The sequence below is a fragment of the Posidoniimonas corsicana genome (assembly GCF_007859765.1).
GTDB lineage: Bacteria > Planctomycetota > Planctomycetia > Pirellulales > Lacipirellulaceae > Posidoniimonas > Posidoniimonas corsicana.
The window spans coordinates 3,427,482-3,446,929 of the sequence record NZ_SIHJ01000001.1 but is presented as its reverse complement, the minus strand read 5'-3'; the positions used below and the strand labels follow the sequence as shown (position 1 = coordinate 3,446,929).

Below are 19,448 nucleotides of genomic sequence, written 5' to 3'. Positions count from 1 at the left end.
GTGCTATAATAAGAGCGAGGAAGTCACGATCCGACGCCTCGTCCCCGGCAAGACGCCAAGCACCACCGCTGATCACGCGAACCGCCGCAGCTTGCTTGAGGTCGATCCCTGTGGGTCAAGAATGGGCTTGGACTACCGACGTGACACTCGCCAGCCAGCGGGGCGCCCACCTCCCGTTGATGGACGAGATCCTCGCTGAGCTCAAGAAACGCGGGTGGGACGGGCGAGACTACTTTGGCGTCCAGATGGCGCTAGAGGAGTCGCTCTCCAACGCGATCCGGCACGGCAATAAGCTAAATGAGGAGAAGTCGGTCGAGGTTGAGTGCAAGCTCAGCGAGGAGTCGTTCTGGATCCGTATCCGGGACGAGGGTGACGGGTTCCAGCCCGGAGAGGTGGCCGACTGCACAACCGCCGAGGGCCTGTCCTGCCACGGCGGACGGGGCATGATGCTGATCAACGCCTACATGACCCGGGTGGAGCACAACGAGGCCGGGAACTGCATCACTATGGAAAAAAACCGCGAACCATCCGACGGGTAACACCTCTTGATGGAGATTCGGGGCCTAGGTAGTATTAGTTTTTTGGTCAGGGGTTAACCGCCCCGCCAGCGATCCCCTGTAGCTCAGTTGGTAGAGCAAGCGGCTGTTAACCGCTTTGTCGTAGGTTCGAGTCCTACCGGGGGAGCTCCCACGGCTTCTTTCCAGGCCGATCTCGCTAACAAACGGACGCCCGGCGCCGAACTATCGGCGGCCGGGCGTTTAGCGTTTCAGGGCCGTTCGATCGAATCTGTCTAGTGCGGGCAGCCGCCGGAGGCGTTCACATCGCAGCGGACTGCCCGTCCTGCGTCACGAAAGGTCGATCGTCTGCTGCATGTCCGAATGGTTGGAACCGTTGACGTGAGCCGGAGGGGCGGCGGCGCCAGATTCTTGGGGCATCCCCCGCTCGTGCCGGCTCCACCACATGTCTGCCCGATCGACGGACCAGTCCTGGGAGCACTCGCAGCGGTCCAGCATGTTGGCCAGGTCGCGAGCGGTTTGTGGACGGCGGGCGCGGTCTTTTTCCAGGCACGACAGAATCGCGTGCACGACGTCGGCCGCGAACGGCTTGCCCAGACGCACCGACGGGTCCGCCGGCTGTTCGACCGCGTGCATCCGGCACAGGGTTACGAGGTCCTCGGACTCGAACACGGGCCGCCCGGTGAGCAGGAAGTACCCGACGGCCCCTACCGCGTAGAGGTCACTGCAGGCGTTGACGGCGTCGGGCGTCTGGATCGCCTCGGGCGACATGTACAGCGGCGTGCCGGCCATCCCGCCGTTGTCGCGGGCGTACCGGTTCTCACGGTCCTTGACGAGCCCGAAGTCGAGCACCTTGACGACGTCGCCTTCGCCGCCGCGGCGGTTGAGCATGATATTGGCGGGCTTGATGTCGCGGTGCACCAGGCCGGCCGAGTGCGCCTCGAACAGCGACCCGCAGACCTGGCGGAGTATGTACACCACCCTGCCGGCCGGCTGGGGGCCGTACTTGTCGATTAGCGCCTGGAGGTTGATGCCGTCCAGGTACTCCATGGCGTAGTAGAACACGCCCTCGGGCGTGCGTCCGTAGTCGTAGATAGCGACCGTGTTGGGGTGGTTCAGGTTGCCGGTGATCTGGACCTCGCGCTCGAAACGCTCGACAGATGTTTCGGTGACCTTGTCGGCGTCGATGAGCTTGATGGCGGTCGGGCGACGGAGCATCGCGTGCCGGCCCCGGTAGACGACGCCCATCGCGCCCTCGCCCAACTTCTCCTCAAGTTTGTACTGCCCCAACTCGCGGGCCTCAATCGCCGCCTCGCGAGCCCGACGCTGGGCGCGGGCGACCAGCAGCGTGAACACGAAGATGGCGATTGAACTTGCTGCCAGGAGCAGTAGGAGCCCCCAGAAGGTCCGCTTGAGTATCGCCAGGGGGCGGAACGCCTCGGCGTAGTCGACCTCGGTGGCGACGCCAAAGTGGTACTGGTCCAGCCACTCCCACGCGCCGACGACCTTTACCCCGCGGTAGTCGCTGTACCCCGCAACGTTGGTTGCGGGGCGCCCGGCAATGGCCTCTTGCACCATGTGCGTAGGCGGCAGCTCCGTGCGACGTACCGTGGGGCGGTAGCCGCGCGTCATGTCGCCGCCGGGGTCTCGCACCAGCAGCTGCAGGATCGACTCCGACTCGGGGAGGTCGGGGAGCAGCCCCAGCAGCACGAGCTCCTCTCCGAAGCGGCTGTTGGACAGCATCAGGCCTTCCTCGTTGAAGGCGTAGGTCTCGCCCGAGTTGCCAAGGCGGCCGAACTGGAGGATGCGTGTGAAACCCTTCTCCGGGCGGAGCTGCAGGCCCAGCACGGCGACCGTCTGCAGATTGTCGTCCACCACCGGCGCAAGGATCAGCATCACCGGCACCCCCAGCAGCTCGCGCCCTGTCAGGTCGCGTTGGGGGAGGATGCTCGGGTAGGGGGGCGTGACGGTGGTCTCGCCGTCGAAGACTCGGTCGAACGTCTCATGAAAGGCGGTGGGCACCGCCATGCCAACGACCTCCTTGCGCCCCGACGCCAGCACCTTGCTCCGCGTCGCGATGAAGTAGGCCTCGTAGTCGTGGGCGTTGAGCACCGGCTGCAGCTGCCGCGTGAGCTGGGCGGTTAGTTCGGCGATGTCCGGCTCGGTGGGGGCCGCGGCGAGGCTGGCCGCCGCGATCTGAGACACCAGCTGGCGCACCTCGGCGTCGCTGGCGGTGCTCTTGGCGTTGGTCTCCTGCGAGCTCAGCCAGGTGCGCAGCATCGCGACCTCGACGTCGAGCAGGGTCTTCAGCTCGGACCGGAGGTTGGCCTCCATCGTCCGCTCGATGGACCCGTGCACGCTCCAGCCAATCCCGGCCAGCAGCACGACGGCCAGGATCGGCCATACCCAGAGCTGGCGGCTCAGGAACAAGCGGGTGCGGACCACGGTGCCCGCAACCGTGCGGGACGCCCAGGTCATGTGCGCAGCGGGAGCCGTCGCACGCCCTGGGACGCGGGAGAATGGGGACTTGCTCATGCGGGGGGAGTCTCAGGCCTCGTGGGAGGGGGCCTCATTATACGAAGAGTTTGCCCCTCCCCTAGCCGGCGCCCGCCGCGGCGCCGGCGGTGCTAGCCCTCTCCCTCCGCGGACTGCTTTTGCTGGAGTTTTTTGAGTTGCCCCTCGAGGCGCGACGCCTGTGGGCTATCGGGGCCGACGGCGTCGATCGCCTGCTTGACGGCCGCGATCGCCCCGTCCAGGTCGCCGGTAAGCTGGCGTAGCTCCGACGTTATCAGCATTAAGCCAAGCTGGTACCGGCCCGGCTGCCCGTCTAGCGCCGTGCCGATGTGCCCCAGCATCGACTCCACTACGGTCGGATCTACCTGACCGGCGGGCGTGGCCGCGTGCAGCACCGCAACCGATAGCTCCATTGTCTTCGACGCCTTGTCGTCGGCGTCCTCGATCAAGTTGGTGAGCATCGCGATCGCCTTCTGTGGCTCACCCCGCAGCGCGTTCTGGAACTCGATCGACCGCAGCATCGCGTCCAGCTGCGACGCCTGCTCGCCCAGGGCGGCCGTGGGCGCCGTCTCGACTAGCTCCTTGAGCATCGACCTCGCGCGCTCAAGGTCTCCCTGCAGTGCGACGCTCCTGATGCTTGTGGCGGCCGCCTGCAGCCGCTTCTGCGTTAGAAACTCGTCCGCGAATGCGTCGCGGTCCCAACTGTCCGCGAGCACCTGCTGGAGCGGATCATCGAGAGCCATCGGGTGCCCCACCCACTCGATCTTGCCGTCATTGCCAACGACGAAAGCGTTGGGAATCCCCGAGCTTCCCGACGGCTTCATGTAGGCGTCCCATACCGAGCTATCCGGGTCGGTTGTCAGGCAGTACGAGGAGGTGAGCTCGTTGTACGTCTTGCCCTCGCCGCTGGGGACCGGCTTCTCCATCATTGCCGCCACGAGCTCAAGAGGTTCATTGCTAACCGAAATGATCTGAACTCCCTGGTCGGCGGTCGCCTTCTGCAGTTCGACCACGTGCGGCATGGCGGCGATGCAGGGCCCGCACCAGGTTGCCCAGAACTCGACGACATAGACTTTGCCGGGCTCGAATTCGGTCGTGTGGGGGTACCGCCCTCCGCCATCGTGCACCCAGTGCTCGATGGCGAGTGAGGGAGCGGCGTCGCCCACCGTCAGCTCTGGCTGGAAGTCCCACATCGACTTGCTGGCCGGCGCGGGTTCGGGCTTCGCGTCGCTGGCCGTCACACGCCCGCAGGCTAGGGCGGTTAGAATGAGCACCAATAGCAAGAATACCGCTGCGAGATTGAATTGACGTGTCATATGGATCCTCAGGCGGGCTGAAAGGGGGCGCAAGACTGGCGCAGGCGAGCATCATCTCGCCGTCGGCCGGTACGGTGGGAGGCGTCCGTCCGTTGTACCCGAAAGGGCGTTTCTTAGTACACAATGAACGCCAGGGTGATTGCTCGGTCCTGCACCTTTCCGAATCCGCCCAGGCCAGTCCTCTCGTGCCTTAGCGGGTAGGATTTGCCCTAGGCGAGCGGCGACGGCTGGCGAGCCAGAGGGGCAGGGTCAGCAGGACGGCCGAAGACGGCTCTGGCGCCCGGATCGGGTGGAGTGCGAGGTACTCTTCCAGGTAGAGCGACGCGTGGTGCTGGCGGGTCAGCTTGTCTGGGCCGTCTGGAGAGAGGATCACGTAGATCGGATCGCTGTCGGCGATCACGTCCAAGGCCGCGGGGTCGTTTGGGGTCGCGGACATAACAAACTCGAGCACATGAATCGTCCCGGAAGGGTGACCATTCACCTGGTAGTTCATAACAATGTCCTCGATCCCACCTGAGGGCACCGAGTTGCTCAACAGCACCGATCCCATTTCGGACGATGTCGTGACGCCGCCGGTCGACTCCACCTGAATGACGACTCCCGGGTCAAGAGTCGTAAGCATCGGAATCGTGCCGGCTGTGGGCATCGGCGGCGGATCCTTCCACTGCAGCGCCTTGGACAATTCGAGCTCCAGCCGATGGTCCTTGAGCAGAGTGAACGCGACGTCTAGCGGCGCCTCGAAATCTGGCAGGAATGACGACGCGAACGGACCAAGTCCAGACCCCGGCAGCGGCGTGACATTGAGCCAATGGTCGTGGATCGAGTTGGTATACCCACGTATGGCGGGGGCGCCGTCGCTGGCGCCGGAATTCACCCCTTGTGCCCGCAGCTTTCCCTCGACGACTTCGATGATGAACCGGCGTCCGTCGTGGGCACGGGTGGTTGTGCTTGGCAGCAGCCAGGCCGCCGCCGCGGCGCAGAGCAGAACGGGGACGCAGCAATCTCGGTTCATCAGCGGGGGTCCAAGGGGGCTCTAGAGCAGGCTCGCTAGCCGCTGTGGATCATCGCCCAGTCCTGCGAACACGGCGTCGGCAGCCGACTCATCGACTTCTTCGTCCGGCTCCTGGAGTGGCGTTTCAGCCGTCTCGCCATGCAAAGTGATCCGGCGGAACCTCGACTCGGCAGCATCGGCCTGAAGGTGTAGGGTCGCGTTGCTATCGTCGGATTCGGCGGTGGGCGGCCCGGCGAGCGGACGCCTGGGCCGGGTCATTGGGGCGGAATCCGGCGAGACCGGCGCCGCTGCCTGAGCGACCCGAGCAGGCGGCTCGATCGCGATCGCCGGCGCGGCGACCTCGGTCGTCGTGGCGAGGCTTGGTGCCAGGCTCGCGCCCAGGTTGTCACGCCAAACGGTGTAGTCGGCGGCGTCGACCCGGCCGTCGCCGTTGCCATCGGCTGCGAGCAAGAGGTTCGATCCGTAGCTCTGCCGCCACACGGTGTAGTCGTCCTGGTCGACGTCGCCGTCGATGTCGTAGTCGCCGGCCAGTGGGTTGACGTAGCGGACGCGGTAGATCCTTGCGCCCGGGCCGGTGGGGCCGCCCTCTCCGGTGTCCTCATACAACTCGGAGAAGTAGAGGCCGTCCGGGCCGGCGGCCAGCGCGACGACGCTGCTGCGACCGGTGCCCGCGTACTCGACGAGCGTCGATGGACCGTCGACCACCGCGCCGTTCGCGTCGAGCTCAAACACCGTCAATCGTTTGCCATTCGCCTGCGGGCCTGCGGCGTAGGTTGGGCCGGACTCGCTGATGAACGCCATGTCCTGCATGGAGGCCGGGAGCATGCTCCCGTTGAATGTCTCCCGCTGAACGAATGTGATATTCACCGGCGCCGTAGACGGGGCCCAGTTGTAGATCGCGTTGATCTGCATCGAGGCGTTGGAGCCGTCCCACCCGTAGTTCACGCCCTCTTCAACTTTCGCGAAGCGGTCGACGCTGGGACCGTTTTCCACTTCGTAGTGACTGCCGTCCGACGCCCGCCATGCGCCACCAAACGGGTTGCGGAACCCGTACGCCCAGATGTAGTCCCGGGCCGTGATCCCGTTGCCCGCATCGTAGAACGGGTTCTCTGCGGCGGGCGCGCCGTCGGTGTGCATGCGGAGGATCTTGCCACGGAATTGGTCGAGGTCCTGCGCGGTGCTCGCGTCGAAGCCGTCGCCTACGTGCACGTAGAGCAGGCCGTCGGGCCCGAAGGAAATATTCGAGATCTGGTGCGACTGCCCCTGGGTCTCGGGCTGCATGTTCAGCAGCACGGTGCGGCTGTCCATCGCGAGCCCGCCCGCCACGCTCGTAATCTTCTCGACCTTTGGGTAGTGGGACGCACCGCCAGCCGGAGACCCGTTGTCCCAGAGCATCCCGACGTACAGGTTGTAGATCTCGGGGTTGGCGGGGTCGCGCTCAACGGCGATCCCGGTGAGGCCCTGCTCGCCCGAGCCCGAGATCGGCCCCTGCGGGTTGTAGTCAAGCAGCCCGGTGGCGAACTCGTGCTTGGCGCCATCGCGGGTCACGACCTGAATCGACCCGTAGAGCTCCGTCACGAAGTAGAGAGGGTCGGACGGGTTCGGCCCAGGGTCCGGGACGAACGCGATGTTTACCGGCAGGCGGTAGCCATCGCCGACCTGCTCGATCACGAAACCGGGCTCGTTCACCACATACGGGATGTCGAGATCGGCCGACCGCGCCAGGAGGGAGAAATCGGGCGAGGTCTGCAGCTCGGCGCCGTAGTACGTGCCGCCTGCCGACGAGACCCACAGGTCCAACCGCTCGCCGGCCGCGAGTTCGACCTGTGGCAGGTAGATGGTGCGGGAACCGCCGCCGCCGTCACCAAAGGTCAGGTCGGACCGCGACAGCGAAAGCGGCTTATCTCCGGCGGTGATTACCACGCGTACGTCGGCGTGGCTGACTAGGCCCGGGTAGTCCGTGACGAGGTTGCCTGGGATGTCGGCGCCCTCGATCTCGAGGAACCTGTCGCCGGTGTCGCCCGCCTGGATGCTCAGCTTCGGCGCCTCGCCTGATGACTCACCCCCGAAGAACTCGACCTCGGAGAACTGCACCGAGTTGGCCGCGTTGACATCTCTAACGCCGGTGAAAACCATGCGGTAGGACGTGAACGCCCCGGCGGAGTTGTTGACCGCGACGTCGGCGCCCTGGGTGAATCGCTCGAACGGCAGGTCGACAATGCCCGAGTCGATCAACGTCCAGTTCTCGCCGTCGCCGAATCCGTGGTCGACCGACTGGATGGGCTCGTTGGTGCCGTACAGCTCCCAGCCTGTTGGGTCGCGTTCGGGCGCGTCGTTGGCGGTGGTCAACCGGAAGCCGCTGATCGATGTCGACCCGACCGCGGGGGTGACGATGAACCCGGAGTTCAGCTCGCCGTGGTTGATGTACTTGGTGCCGACATCGCCGTCGATCGCCTTGTCGACTTCTTCCCCAGGCGCAGAGTCGCTAGACGGGCCGGCGACGATGTCCTGAACGGGGATCACGAAGTCGCCGCTGGACAAGATCTCCGCACCGGTAGCCGCAGCGCCGGTGAAGAAGTCGACCTCCGCGATCTGCATGCTGTTGGCGGCGCCGTCATTCTTCACCGTGGGGAAGATAAGCTTGTACGAGGTGTACGATGTCGTGTTGGCGAAGCTGACCGGATCCGACGTGACGAATCGATCGTCGGACAGCGAGAGAGCTCCGGACGATAATTCTATCCAGTTCTCGCTGCGTCCAGAGCCGTGCGCGTTGGATGTGATGGGGTCGTTGGTGCCGTACAGCACATAGCTGGCGGGGTCGCGGGCGGGGGCGTCGTTGGCGGTGGTGATAGTGAAGCTCCGCACGGTGGAAGCAGAGCCGGGTGTGACGATAAAGCCGGTGAGCACCTCTCCGAAGTTGAGGTATTTGGTGTCGGCGTCGTTGTCGAGAATGTTGGGCGCCTGTTCGCCGCCAGGAGAGTCGCTGTTGGTCGACGCATCGAAGTCGAACGCGATAATGGCGTCTGACGGCGACAGGAAAGAGTCGCCCACCGGCAGTTCGATAGGCGTCCCCAGGGTGCTCGTCCAGGTCGGGGTTGGGGTGGCGGGTATGTCTTCCAACTGGAGGGAGAAGATGCTCGAAGCGGCGCCGGTCTGAAACAGGCGGCTGGAGTAGGCGCTAACGGACCCGGCCTCGTCGCGGTAGCGCGCCCGCAGCTCGTAGTCGGTGTTCGCGTTGAGCTCGATCTGCCCGGCGTGGCTGTTGATGAAGACGCCGTCGCCCAGGTGGGTGTGCAACCGTTCCACGCCCTCGATGCCCAGCGTCTGCCAGACCGGCTCGGCCGATCCGCCGACTGTCCAGATCTGCCAGTCGGTGGACTTGTGGGCATCGCCGTCGACGTCGAAGTAGCCGACCGCCTCCATGTGCACGTCGGCCGGGTTGACCTCCTGACCGTCGACCGACGGCTCGGTGATGTTCGGCTGCGCGGGCGCGTTGTTCGGTCCGCTGGGAACACCGACTATGTGCACGTAGTTGACGCGGGTCGCCTTCTCGGCGGCCCCGCCGACGTCGATGGTCAACCGACCATCGCCCACCGAGACAACCGCGGTCTGGGACATCGGGTTGTCGCCGTCAGCGACGCCCGCAAAGAACGGAACGCCCTCCACGTTCGCCGTGTGGACGCCATCATTGTTGTCGGGGTCGCCGATGACCAGCGTCACCTCGTACTGCCCATTGCTGATCGCAAACTCCCACGCCTGCCCCGCCTCGATGTGGATGAGGGTGTCCAGACGCTGGTCGGCTAGCACGCTGCGTTCGCGTCCCTGGTCGGTGTGGTCGCTCGTCCAGCCGTAGGAAAGGCCTTCGCCACGGTCGCCGAACAGGTTGCCGGAATCGCGGAGGTAGCCGGTTGGCGTGGTCGCTTCGTCATTCTGGAAGTTGACCAGGTACGTGTCGCCGGCGAGCAGCTGCCGCTGCTCTAGCCGTTCAATCCTTGGGGCGCGGCGCTGCCGGAGTTGGGGCGAATGGGGCATCGGGGCGAGCTCATGAGGTGAGATTGGCGCGCACGAACGGACACATCCCGGCCTGAGGATAGCCGTGGCGGGAGAACCCACTCGTGCAATGCTGTTCCGCGAGTAGAACGAGGGTTCCGAAGTGAGGGGCAGCCGGAGCTGCTAAGGCGAGTAGACTTTGATAAACACCCGCAAGTCTTTCCAGTCGACCTTCTGCCAGGTGCTGGGCGAGTCCTCGAAGCCAACCGTAACCGCGCCGGCGCCGATATCCGAAACTTGGAAGGGGCTCTGCGCCCACGGCGCCGACTCTGGCGCCAGGTAGTGCTTGTGCCTGCCCTGGATCCGGTACCGCTGCACGGTGTCTGACTGATTGCGGATCACGTAGATGCCCCGTTCGCTGGGCTGAACATGCTCCGGGCCAGAAGGAACGCCGTCGTGCTTCCATAGGACCCGACCCGACAGCTCATCGAGCACTAAGAAACCGTTTTGATAACGGGCGTCCGAGGTAATCGACAGCACCGCTTCCTCGCCCGGCAAGAGGTCGAGCATGTAGCCATTCGCCGTCTGGTCCGAACCCTGCGCTACCTCCTCCGTCTCAACCGGCTCTGGCAGGAAACGTGACTTAAGCAGTCTGCCGGGATCCATCCGGCCAGGGAACGAAAACTTGAGCAACGCCCGCATATCGTTGAAGTCGCGGTCGGGAGAGAACTTACTGGCCTGCTCAAGCAGCCCCGAGTAGCCGCTGTCATCCCAGCCGATCACCATCAGGTCCTCCTGATCGAACTGGATGCGGAAATCGCTCTGCTGCCAGTGCTCTTCGCCGCTTGCGTCGGCCATCGAGTAGGAGCCTGTGAACAAGTAGTACTTGGGGAGCGAGGAGCCGTTGAACTCGGAGAAGGACCCGATCTGGCCGACGCTCCGCTTACTGGCCGGCTGCCAGTCGGAGAAGTCGGTGTTGAATGCCGCGGTGTTGTCGAACACCATCGCCTGCCCAGTGGTCGCGCCCAATGGGGTGACTTCGACAACCGCTAGTGAGTTTCTGCTGGTCGCCTCGGAGTCGATTGAAACCTCCATCAGGCAGCCGGCGGGCAAGGCGACTAGGTAGCCACGCTCGCGACTGTCCTGAAGCCGCTCAAACCACGCGTTGCCGCTGCGTAGCTTCTGAGCTGCGCCCGCGGGGGTGCTCGAACGCGGAAGCACTACGTTAGAGATCAATGGGGCGCGGGTCAGCTTCTCCAGCAGCCGCAGCGATCCCCGGTCCTGCATCACCAGTCCCGGCGCCGTCTCGGACGCTGCAGGCGTGGGCGACCATGTGCGGACTTCATCGGAGGCGGTCGCTACACGGTCGACCGGGGCGGGCCGCAGGCGGAGCGACCACATCAGGCCGCCTAGAAACGCTGCCGCAACCAACGCGGCGCAGATCTGGGGAAGGAACCCGAGGGCGAATCGGTACACCGGGCCAGCGCTGGAACGCGCAACAACTTCAGAACCGCCGGGCGCCGCCGTGGGTCCCTCGATCGCTTGGCGGAAGTCGAGCAGCGGACGCGACGCCTGGGAATGCTCGATGCTCAACACCGCGTGCATCGTCTGGCGGTCAGCGTAGTACCCCTGGAGGTCAGGACGACCTAGCAGGAGTCCTTCCAGTGATTTAATCTTCGCGTGATCGGCCCCTTCGTCTGCGATGGCAGACAGGATGGCGTCGATCTCGTTTTTCTCGTTATCCGTCATTTGCCCCGTATGCTCTCGTCTTCCACTCTCGGTGATCGCCTCGTCCACCCGCTGAGACACACCGCTGAACACGACCGCCAAAGGCACCCCCCAATTGAGGTGGAGTAGCCCTCTCTAGCGAGAATCGGCCATTTTCCGCTCGATACAGTCGAACAACGCCCGGCGAATTCTCATCAGCCCCACCTTTATAGCAGATTGCGACTTCCCGAGGCTTTCTGCGAGCGCGGCGACCGGCCTGGCCTCCTCGTACCGCAATCGCAGAAGTTCGCGGTTCTTCTCGCTTACTTTCCTCAGGCAGTGACGTAGTGCGAGCCGGACCTCGACCTCTCGAGGGTCCTCAGCGTCCTCGCGGCTTGCCAGCTCCTCCATCAGTTGGTCCGAGAACACGAGCCGCTCGCGGCCCTTGTCGCGGACGTAGGCTTGCACCTGCCAGTAGGCGATCTTCTTGGCCCAGGCCCGGAAGTTGGTGCCGGGCTCGAACACATCCGCCTTCCGCCAAATCGCAACGTTGGTTTCTTGCAGCACGTTGCTTGCTGCGTGCGGATCGCCTAAAAGCACGGTGATGTATCGGAGCAGACGAAACTGCTCGCCCGTTAGCAACTGGACGAATGCTTCATCAGCCCGGTTGTCCCGCGGGCTCTCCCCGCCAGGACCCAGGTCGGGGGAAGACATGCTGCTCCGGGTCGCCTTTGGCACGGGTTTTTCCGGTGAAAGTTGCAGGAAGTTGTCTGCCCCGCTCGGCGAACGCATAAGCGCCGCCAGACGGTAACACCGCGAATGCCGTTCGCGGTTACATCATTCTCAGCAAAACGTGAGGATCGCGCCTAGCTGCTGCGACGGCGTCAGCCGATCACCACGATCGGCTGATGCCGTGCTTAGTCATTCTGTTATGCGGTTGATCGCTCATCCGGCACTGCGGAGTGCGGGGAGCCCCGCTTACGGGCAACCTCAGGCGGCGACAAACCGCGGCACGATTGTGATTTCGTGTAACGCGTGCCTGATGAACGGTATTAAGGGCTGGCGGGGCAACCGCTCGGCGACTGACTAGCGCTGTTGATTCCGCGGCCGTGTGGCTGCGGCGCTAAGTCTATTGTCGCTGCTTTTCCATAGACGATTCGTGTTCCCCGGTTGGGTTCACTTGGGATTCCCGTCAGGTGGCGAGTTTCATTGGGTGTTTGGATGCGCGGACGCGCACCTGCAGCGCCCGTGATCAATCAATCGCCGTTAGGTCAAGGAGCAAAGGACATGTCCTTAGGAGCGTTGTCAAAGCGTCCGAGCGGGAGCCAATCGGTTCGCGGACTTCGTCGATGGAGACGCGTCGTGGAACGCAGCGAGGCCGCATTCACGTTGGTGGAGTTGCTGGTGGTGATTGCCATCATCGGCATCTTGATCGCGTTGCTGCTTCCCGCGGTTCAGTCTGCTCGCGAGGCGGCGAGGCGGATGTCGTGCACCAACAATTTGAAGAACTTGACGCTCGGGATGGTGAATCTCGAGTCGACCTATGGGCGTTTGCCGTCGTCGGGGTGGGCGGGCAACTGGACCGGAGATCCAGAGCGCGGTGCGGGCGAAGAACAGCCGGGCGGGTGGGTGTATAGCGTGCTGCCTTTCATTGAGGAGTCGGCCCTCCATCAGATGGGCGCCTCAGAGGTGGGAAGCAACCGCAAGGTCTTGCTTGCCGAGCGTGACGCCACGCCGGTGGCGGCAATGAATTGCCCTTCCCGGCGGGACGGCGGACCGTATCCGTACGAGATCGCCCGGCCGGCCCAGTCGGGCGACGGCCAGGGTGGGATACTTACTTATCCTCAGCTTTCTGGAGCCCGCGGCGACTACGCCACCAATGTGGGCGACACGACCGGCTCCGACAACCTATGTCAGGGGCTGAGCCCGGCGAACTACACGACCAAGAAGGCGGGCTTCCCGCCTGGCTCCGACGAGTTTACCGGCATCTCGTTCTGTGGGACGGCGGTGAAACTGCGCCAGATCACTGACGGGCTGTCGAAGACGATCGCGCTCGGAGAGGCGTGGGTGCCGGAGGAGCGTTACGCCCTCTCGCAGTCTTGGATCGCTGACGACTGGGCCATGTTCTGTGGGTTCCAGGACGACATTGTGCGTGGCACCTACTACGACGGCCGCAACTACACGCACCGTCCGCGGGGGGACTTTGAGTCGCTCGAGTCGGTCGCCAACGCCCTGCGGGCGGTGGGCGTAACTAGCAACGCCGCGATCGACGGCGTCACCCGTGAGTTGTTCGGCGGACCCCACCCCGGAGGTTGTATGTTCGCCATGTGCGACGGCTCAGTGAGCCTGATCAGCTACGACATCGACGCGGAGCCCTACCGGCAACTAGGCGCCCGAGCCGACAACGGCGAGGCCAAGGCGTTCACGCGTCCGGGGCGCCCCTAAGCGAAGGCGGCCGGCACTGGCCGTGGCGCTGCCCCGTCGGCCGAGTATCTCACACACGTTCTTCTGATGCACACGCAAGGATTATCGACAATGGCGAAGAATCAACGGGCGCTCGCCCTCAAGCCTTCACTCCTCTGGCTGTTCGCTGCGGTCTTCGTGCTGGCGGCTTCTGAGAACGCCAACGCGTTCAACGTTATCACCCCCGGCGACTTCATCATCGCTATCGACCTAGACAAGACCACCGGTAGCTCATCGCCCGGCGCCGAGACGGCCGACCTGCTCTTGGACGGGAACCCTGCCAGCAAGTACCTCAACTTCGGAGACGACAACACGGGTTTCATCGTAACGCCGGACGTTACGGCCGCACTGCAGAGCTTCACGATGACCACCGGCAACGACGCTCCCGGGCGGGACCCCGGCTCTTGGACGTTGTGGGGCACCAACGAGGCGATCACCACGCCGGCACACAGTAACGGCCGCGAGCAGAATTGGACGCTCATCGACATGGGCGACCTGATGCTCACCGATGACCGGGGCGTAACGGAGGGGCCGTTCAACGTCAGCAATTCCACCACGTACAACTCGTACAAGATGACCTTCCCGGTCACCAAGCAGGCGGACATCGGACTGATGCAGCTTGCCGATATCGCTTTCTTTTCTGGTCCCGACGGCGGCGGGTCGAGCATGCTTACCGCATCCGACCCGATCATCCCGATCCGCGATGTCGACCCGATGCCCTCCAGCAACTCACCCGAGGCGGAGCGGCCCGTTAATCTGATCGACCGGGACTTGACCACCAAGTACTTGAACTTCGGCGCCGAGCGTTCCGGGTTCATCGTCACGCCATCCACCGGCTCGTCGATCATTAACAAGTTCAGCCTCACCACGGCTAATGACTTCAACGAGCGTGACCCGGCCACCTGGGAGCTGTACGGCACGAACGAGGCGATCACCACCGAGGACAACGGCATCGGCGACGAGCAGAACTGGACGCTGATCGACAGCGGCACGTTCGACGACACGCAGGTCTCTCCTGATCGTTTCACCAGGGGCGCCGACGTTGAGGTGGCGAACAACACCTCATACACCTCCTACCGCATGATCTTCCCAACCGTTCGTGGTGGCAGCGGCGTCTGCTGCATGCAGATCTCGGAGATCTCGCTTGACGCCAAGGACCTCGCGATCCTAAGGGTCAACCGCCAGACGGGTGAAGCGACGATCGAGGCCATTGAAGACGTGGACCTCGGCAGCTACCAGCTCACCTCGACACAGACCGAAGGCCTGGTGCCGAGCGAGTGGGACTCCATCGCCGCAACCTCGGGCGATCCTAACGAGACCTGGATCGAGACTTCCGCCCTCAGCACTGTGCTCGCAGAGGAGGACGACGCCAGCAGCGGCCCCAACGACGGCCGGATCCTGCTGGCGGGGCAGACCATCAGCATCGGTAACATTTGGCAGTCGCTGCCAAGCTCGTTCGAGGATCTCGACTTCGCTATCCGCGCGGCCGATGGCCGTCTGATCGGCGGCGCCGTGGAATACACCGGCACCGAGATCGTGCTCGGAGACTACTCGGGCAACGGCACCGTCGGTCCTGAGGACTGGCCATTGTTCGCGGCTGGCTATGGCGGGACTTACGAAGGGATGACCGCACTGGAAGCCTACCTGGGAGGCGACCTCGACTCCGATTTCGATAGCGACATCCACGACTTCAACCTGTTCGTGGCCGCCGCGGGCGGCGCCGCCGCCTTGTTTGGGACTCAGGTTCCAGAACCGGCTTCGACGGGTCTGCTGCTGGGCGTGGCTGCGATCGGGCTTCGTCTGCGTCGACGCCGTGTAGGTGTGCTGCCCTGCCTGGCGGCCGTGGTGGCGGCAGCAACTATGCTGCCGGTTACCAACGCTCAAGCGCAGAGCTTCAGTGTCGTAGGGCCGAACACGCCGTCCGCCGTGGTGACCTCCATCCCCGCGGATCAGATGGATGAGAACGAGAACTCAGGGCCGATCAACCTGTTTGACGACCAGTTCATCACCCCGCTCGACAACGTCAACATCGACCTGTTCTCACTGAACTACGCAGACTTTGCGGGCACCGAGGACGAGTACGCGCAATACGCTGGGCTGGGCATCGAGCAGAAGACTGTGTTCTTCGACTTCGGATCGAGCGTAAACGCCAACTGGTTCGCGTATGCCCAGCGTTCGGGTGGGAACGCGCTTGCGGACCGTGTTGGGCAGTTCGAGTTTTGGTTCAGCAACTCGGACTTTGGCGGCGTGACGCCGGCGTCGGCGCCAGATACAACCGTCAACATCACACCGACCGACAACCGGTTGCTCGACAGTGTGATCCGGCCGTACTCGCTGTACGGCGATCACTCGGGTCGCTACGTCGCGATGCGGCTCACCGTTTCAGAGATCTCCGCTAACCTGGGTGTGGGCAACATCGGCGGGCATGAGTTCCGTCTGCTCTCGGGGCCGTCGGACGTGGTGATCTCGGTCGACCGCGCCACCGGCGAGATGACCCTCAGCAATAACCTGAGCGGTGCGGCGTCGATGGACATCAAGTCGCTGACGATCGAGAGCCCGTCGGGGGGCCTAGACGCTTCAGGCTTTGACGGCCTGGGCGGCGCGTCGGGCGCTTTCCCCGCCGGAAATGGCTCGGGCAACGGCTGGGAGGTCGGCGGCGGGTCTGATCTGTTCCGCCTGGCTGACGGCTACTTCAGTGGCGACTCGACGCTGGCAGCGGGAACTTCGGGCCTGTCGCTCGGGACGGGCTACAACCCGCTGTCGCTGGCTGAGGACCTGGTGGCGACCTGGACCAACCCCGACGGCGGCGTGTTCAACGCACGGGTCGTTTACACGGGTGTGGCGCCGGAAATACTGCTTGGCGACTTCAACGATGACGGCACGGTTGACGCGGCGGACTACACCGTCTGGCGCGACAACCTGGGCACGAACACAAGTCTGCCCAATGACAAGACGCCGGGCGATGTGTCGCAGAACGATTACCTCGACTGGCGTGGCAACTACGGCGCGTCCGCTGCCGCCACTGCTGGAGGGGCCGCTGCTCCGGAGCCTGCCTCGGCCGCGTTGGTCGCCTTGCTAGGCGTTGGGCTCTCGTCGTGCCGCAAGCGCCGCGACTGCTAAGTGTTTCTCGTCTTACTCCCTTCCGTTGCTTCTTCTGTATTACATCTCTGACTAGTGGAGGAGTCTCATGAAGTCTGTGTTTGCTGCACTAGCAGCAATGGCTATTGCTGCTAGTGGGCAGCTAGCTTCCGCCGCGCCTTTCTTGACGCCTGCGGATGACATTTTTGCAATCGACACCGATGGCCTTCGGCCAACGAGCAATTACCCAGCAGGGGAGAACCCTGGTCTGGCGTTCGACGACGACACCGGCACCAAGTACCTCAACTTCGGCGGCGCAAACTCGGGTTTGATCGTCACCCCGAGCGTTGGCAGCACAACGGTTCGGAGCCTGTTGCTCACGACCGCCAACGACGCCCCGGACCGCGACCCCACGTCGTTCGCCCTGTATGGTACGAATGACGCCGTGACGAGCGTCGATAACGGGCTAGGGCTCTCCGAGAATTGGAGCCTGATTACCGGTTCGGCGGTCTCCTTGCCAGCGGACCGGCTGATGGCCGGTCCTGTGATGTCGTTCCCAAACAGCAACGCCTACACTTCTTACCGGCTGTTGTTCCCGACCGTGAACGGGTCGTCCTTGATGCAGATCTCCGAAGTGTCGCTGTTTGAAAGCACCGATGGTACGGGGTCGGACGTGCTCACCCTTGGTGATGCGGCTATCGCTTTCGACCACAATCTCGTTCCAGACAGCAATTACCCAGCCGCGGAGTCTCCCGCGAACCTGATCGACGGCACCCTCAACAAGTACTTGAACTTCGGGAAGGCCAATTCGGGTTTCATCGTCACTCCAACCGCCGGCGCGCAGGTTCTCAAGGCCATTGAGATCAAGGCCGCCAATGACGCGGTTGAACGCGATCCCACCCGGGTCGACGTCTATGGCACGAACGACGTGATCAACAGCACAGACAACTCGACGGGTGAGGCTGAGGCTTGGACGCTTATCGACACCGCTTCGATAAGCTTGAGTGACGTGCGGCCCACGGACTTCAACGCCCCGGGCACATTTGTTGCGATCAATAACGATACGGCGTACTCGTCGTACCGTGTTGTGTTCCCGGAACTTAAGGACGCACCCAACTTGGCCAACTCGATGCAGATTGCCGAGATCCAGTTCTACAACGCTGCTGTTCCTGAGCCGACCGCGGCTGGGATGGTGGTGTTGAGCTGCCTCGGCTTGGGTGTTCATCGCGGGCGTCGCAGTTAGTGAGAGTAACGGCTGTGGGGGCCTCCTCGCAGCCGAGCGATGAACCCCACGGGTAGGAGGGCAAGCAGCCAGGCTGCGAGGCCTACCCGCTAGAGTGTTTAAGGCGTCCGACCGCTCAGCGATCGGACGCCTTTTTCGTTGCGCGTCTGTGTCAAAGCGGGGCGGAAGTGACCCCGCACGCCAACAGAAAGGCCGCCCGTTCTCGGAAGAGCGGGCGGCCTGTGAGTTTCGAACTGGGAGAGTCGTCGGATAGATCAATCCATGTGCTTCACGATCGCATCGCCGAATTCGCTGCACTTCAGCAGCGTGGCGCCGTCCATCAGACGCTCGAAGTCGTAGGTGACGGTTTTGGCGCCAATGGCGCCGTTCAGCCCCTTGATGATCAGGTCGGCGGCTTCCGTCCAGCCGAGGTAGCGGAGCATCATCTCGCCGGACAGTGTTACGCTGCCGGGGTTGACCTTGTCCTGGTCTGCGTACTTCGGCGCGGTGCCGTGGGTCGCTTCGAAGATGGCGTGGCCACTGTCGTAGTTGATATTGCCGCCCGGCGCGATGCCGATGCCGCCGACGCACGCGGCCAGGGCGTCGGAGATGTAGTCGCCATTGAGGTTGAGCGTCGCGATGACGTCGTACTCGGCGGGACGCGTGAGGATCTGCTGAAGCATCGCGTCGGCGATGACGTCCTTGACGATGATCTCCTTGCCAGACTTCGGGGACTTGAAGCTGCACCACGGGCCGCCGTCAATCTCTGTGGCCCCGAACAGGTCCTTGGCGCACTGGTAGCCCCAGTCGCGGAAGGCCCCTTCGGTGAACTTCATGATGTTCCCCTTGTGGACCAGCGTGACCGACTCCTTGTCGTTGTCGATGGCGTACTGGATCGCGGCCTTAACGAGGCGGGAGGTCCCCTCCTGGCTCACGGGCTTGATGCCAAGGCCCACGGTCTCCGGGAATCGGACCTTCTTCCAGCGGTCCGGGAACGCCTCGGAGAGCAGTGATTTGAGCTTGTCGCAGTCGTCCGTGCCGTTCTCGAATTCGATCCCGGCGTAGATATCCTCGCTGTTCTCACGGAAGATCACCATGTCGGTGAGTTCCGGTTGCTTGACGGGTGAAGGGACGCCTTCGAAGTACTGCACCGGCCGGAGGCAGACGTACAGGTCGAGGATTTGCCGCAACGCGACGTTGAGCGAACGGATGCCGCCACCCACCGGGGTGGTTAGGGGGCCTTTGATCCCCACCAGGTAATCGCGGAACGCCGTGAGGGTGGCGTCGGGGAGCCACTCGCCGGTCTGGTCAAACGCCTTCTGGCCCGCCAGTACCTCCACCCAGGAAATCTGCTTGGATCCGCCGTAGGCCTTCTCAACGGCCGCGTCGAGCACCCGCTTGCTCGCCCGCCAGATATCGGGTCCGGTGCCGTCACCCTCGATGAACGGGATAATCGGCGTGTCGGGGACGGTCAACCGCCCGTCGTTCATGGTGATAGGCTGGCCGGCGGCGTCGGACATCTTAACGGACCTCGGGGTAACAACTGAATTTGCGGACGAAGCCACAATTCTGCCGCGGGCCCTTGCCGGCGGTCAATGGGGCGGCGATTTGCCTTTGGGCGTTTCTCCGGG

The 19,448-nt window shown here is 63.8% G+C and carries 11 protein-coding genes and 1 tRNA gene; 5 read left to right on the top strand and 7 right to left on the bottom strand.

What is annotated here, in order from left to right; all coding sequences use genetic code 11:
- Positions 1 to 110: 110 nt before the first annotated feature.
- Both KOR34_RS13205 and KOR34_RS13200 read left to right on the top strand, forming a co-directional pair.
- Positions 111 to 539, top strand: a complete 429-nt coding sequence (locus KOR34_RS13205; protein WP_146565034.1) for an ATP-binding protein — start codon at positions 111 to 113, stop codon at positions 537 to 539.
- A gap of 72 nt (positions 540 to 611) precedes the next feature.
- A tRNA-Asn gene (locus tag KOR34_RS13200) sits at positions 612 to 684 on the top strand.
- Positions 685 to 845: 161 nt separating this feature from the next.
- On the opposite strand, the gene KOR34_RS13195 is transcribed toward KOR34_RS13200, so the two are convergent.
- The 6 genes from KOR34_RS13195 to KOR34_RS13170 all read right to left on the bottom strand — a co-directional run bounded on the left by KOR34_RS13195 (position 846) and on the right by KOR34_RS13170 (position 11,846).
- Positions 846 to 3,050, bottom strand: a complete 2,205-nt coding sequence (locus tag KOR34_RS13195; protein ID WP_146565033.1) for a serine/threonine protein kinase — start codon at positions 3,048 to 3,050, stop codon at positions 846 to 848.
- 92 nt (positions 3,051 to 3,142) lie between these two features.
- A complete protein-coding gene (locus KOR34_RS13190; protein WP_146565032.1) occupies positions 3,143 to 4,345 on the bottom strand; it encodes a TlpA disulfide reductase family protein in 1,203 nt (400 codons plus the stop codon).
- Positions 4,346 to 4,535: 190 nt separating this feature from the next.
- Positions 4,536 to 5,357: a hypothetical protein gene (locus KOR34_RS13185; RefSeq protein ID WP_146565031.1), complete on the bottom strand. Its 822-nt coding sequence runs from the start codon at positions 5,355 to 5,357 to the stop codon at positions 4,536 to 4,538.
- Positions 5,358 to 5,378: 21 nt separating this feature from the next.
- Positions 5,379 to 9,389, bottom strand: coding sequence for a PQQ-dependent sugar dehydrogenase (locus tag KOR34_RS13180; RefSeq protein ID WP_146565030.1), 4,011 nt, complete (start codon positions 9,387 to 9,389; stop codon positions 5,379 to 5,381).
- A gap of 141 nt (positions 9,390 to 9,530) precedes the next feature.
- Positions 9,531 to 11,096, bottom strand: a complete 1,566-nt coding sequence (locus KOR34_RS13175; RefSeq protein WP_146565029.1) for a DUF4114 domain-containing protein — start codon at positions 11,094 to 11,096, stop codon at positions 9,531 to 9,533.
- A gap of 114 nt (positions 11,097 to 11,210) precedes the next feature.
- Positions 11,211 to 11,846: a sigma-70 family RNA polymerase sigma factor gene (locus KOR34_RS13170; RefSeq protein WP_146565028.1), complete on the bottom strand. Its 636-nt coding sequence runs from the start codon at positions 11,844 to 11,846 to the stop codon at positions 11,211 to 11,213.
- Between the two features lie 570 nt (positions 11,847 to 12,416).
- Here KOR34_RS13170 and KOR34_RS13165 point away from each other — a divergent pair.
- The 3 genes from KOR34_RS13165 (at position 12,417) to KOR34_RS13155 (ending at position 17,838) form a co-directional block, all read left to right on the top strand.
- A complete protein-coding gene (locus KOR34_RS13165; RefSeq protein WP_197531387.1) occupies positions 12,417 to 13,499 on the top strand; it encodes a DUF1559 domain-containing protein in 1,083 nt (360 codons plus the stop codon).
- Positions 13,500 to 13,589: 90 nt separating this feature from the next.
- Positions 13,590 to 16,637: a PEP-CTERM sorting domain-containing protein gene (locus KOR34_RS13160; protein ID WP_197531386.1), complete on the top strand. Its 3,048-nt coding sequence runs from the start codon at positions 13,590 to 13,592 to the stop codon at positions 16,635 to 16,637.
- A 67-nt stretch (positions 16,638 to 16,704) separates the two neighbouring features.
- Positions 16,705 to 17,838, top strand: a complete 1,134-nt coding sequence (locus tag KOR34_RS13155; protein ID WP_146565025.1) for a hypothetical protein — start codon at positions 16,705 to 16,707, stop codon at positions 17,836 to 17,838.
- 254 nt (positions 17,839 to 18,092) lie between these two features.
- Here the strand turns inward: KOR34_RS13155 and icd are convergent, their stop codons facing one another.
- Positions 18,093 to 19,337: an NADP-dependent isocitrate dehydrogenase gene (icd, locus tag KOR34_RS13150; RefSeq protein WP_146565024.1), complete on the bottom strand. Its 1,245-nt coding sequence runs from the start codon at positions 19,335 to 19,337 to the stop codon at positions 18,093 to 18,095.
- Positions 19,338 to 19,448 lie beyond the last annotated feature (111 nt).

What these genes read in the sequence shown, in the direction of transcription:
- KOR34_RS13185 (WP_146565031.1), bottom strand. Translation starts at nt 5,357, where the DNA reads ATGAACCGAGATTGCTGCGTCCCCGTTCTGCTCTGCGCCGCGGCGGCG.
- KOR34_RS13195 (WP_146565033.1), bottom strand. Translation starts at nt 3,050, where the DNA reads ATGAGCAAGTCCCCATTCTCCCGCGTCCCAGGGCGTGCGACGGCTCCC.
- KOR34_RS13175 (WP_146565029.1), bottom strand. Translation starts at nt 11,096, where the DNA reads ATGACGGATAACGAGAAAAACGAGATCGACGCCATCCTGTCTGCCATC.
- KOR34_RS13155 (WP_146565025.1), top strand. Translation starts at nt 16,705, where the DNA reads ATGAAGTCTGTGTTTGCTGCACTAGCAGCAATGGCTATTGCTGCTAGT.
- KOR34_RS13170 (WP_146565028.1), bottom strand. Translation starts at nt 11,846, where the DNA reads ATGCGTTCGCCGAGCGGGGCAGACAACTTCCTGCAACTTTCACCGGAA.
- icd (WP_146565024.1), bottom strand. Translation starts at nt 19,337, where the DNA reads ATGTCCGACGCCGCCGGCCAGCCTATCACCATGAACGACGGGCGGTTG.
- KOR34_RS13180 (WP_146565030.1), bottom strand. Translation starts at nt 9,389, where the DNA reads ATGCCCCATTCGCCCCAACTCCGGCAGCGCCGCGCCCCAAGGATTGAA.
- KOR34_RS13190 (WP_146565032.1), bottom strand. Translation starts at nt 4,345, where the DNA reads ATGACACGTCAATTCAATCTCGCAGCGGTATTCTTGCTATTGGTGCTC.
- KOR34_RS13160 (WP_197531386.1), top strand. Translation starts at nt 13,590, where the DNA reads ATGGCGAAGAATCAACGGGCGCTCGCCCTCAAGCCTTCACTCCTCTGG.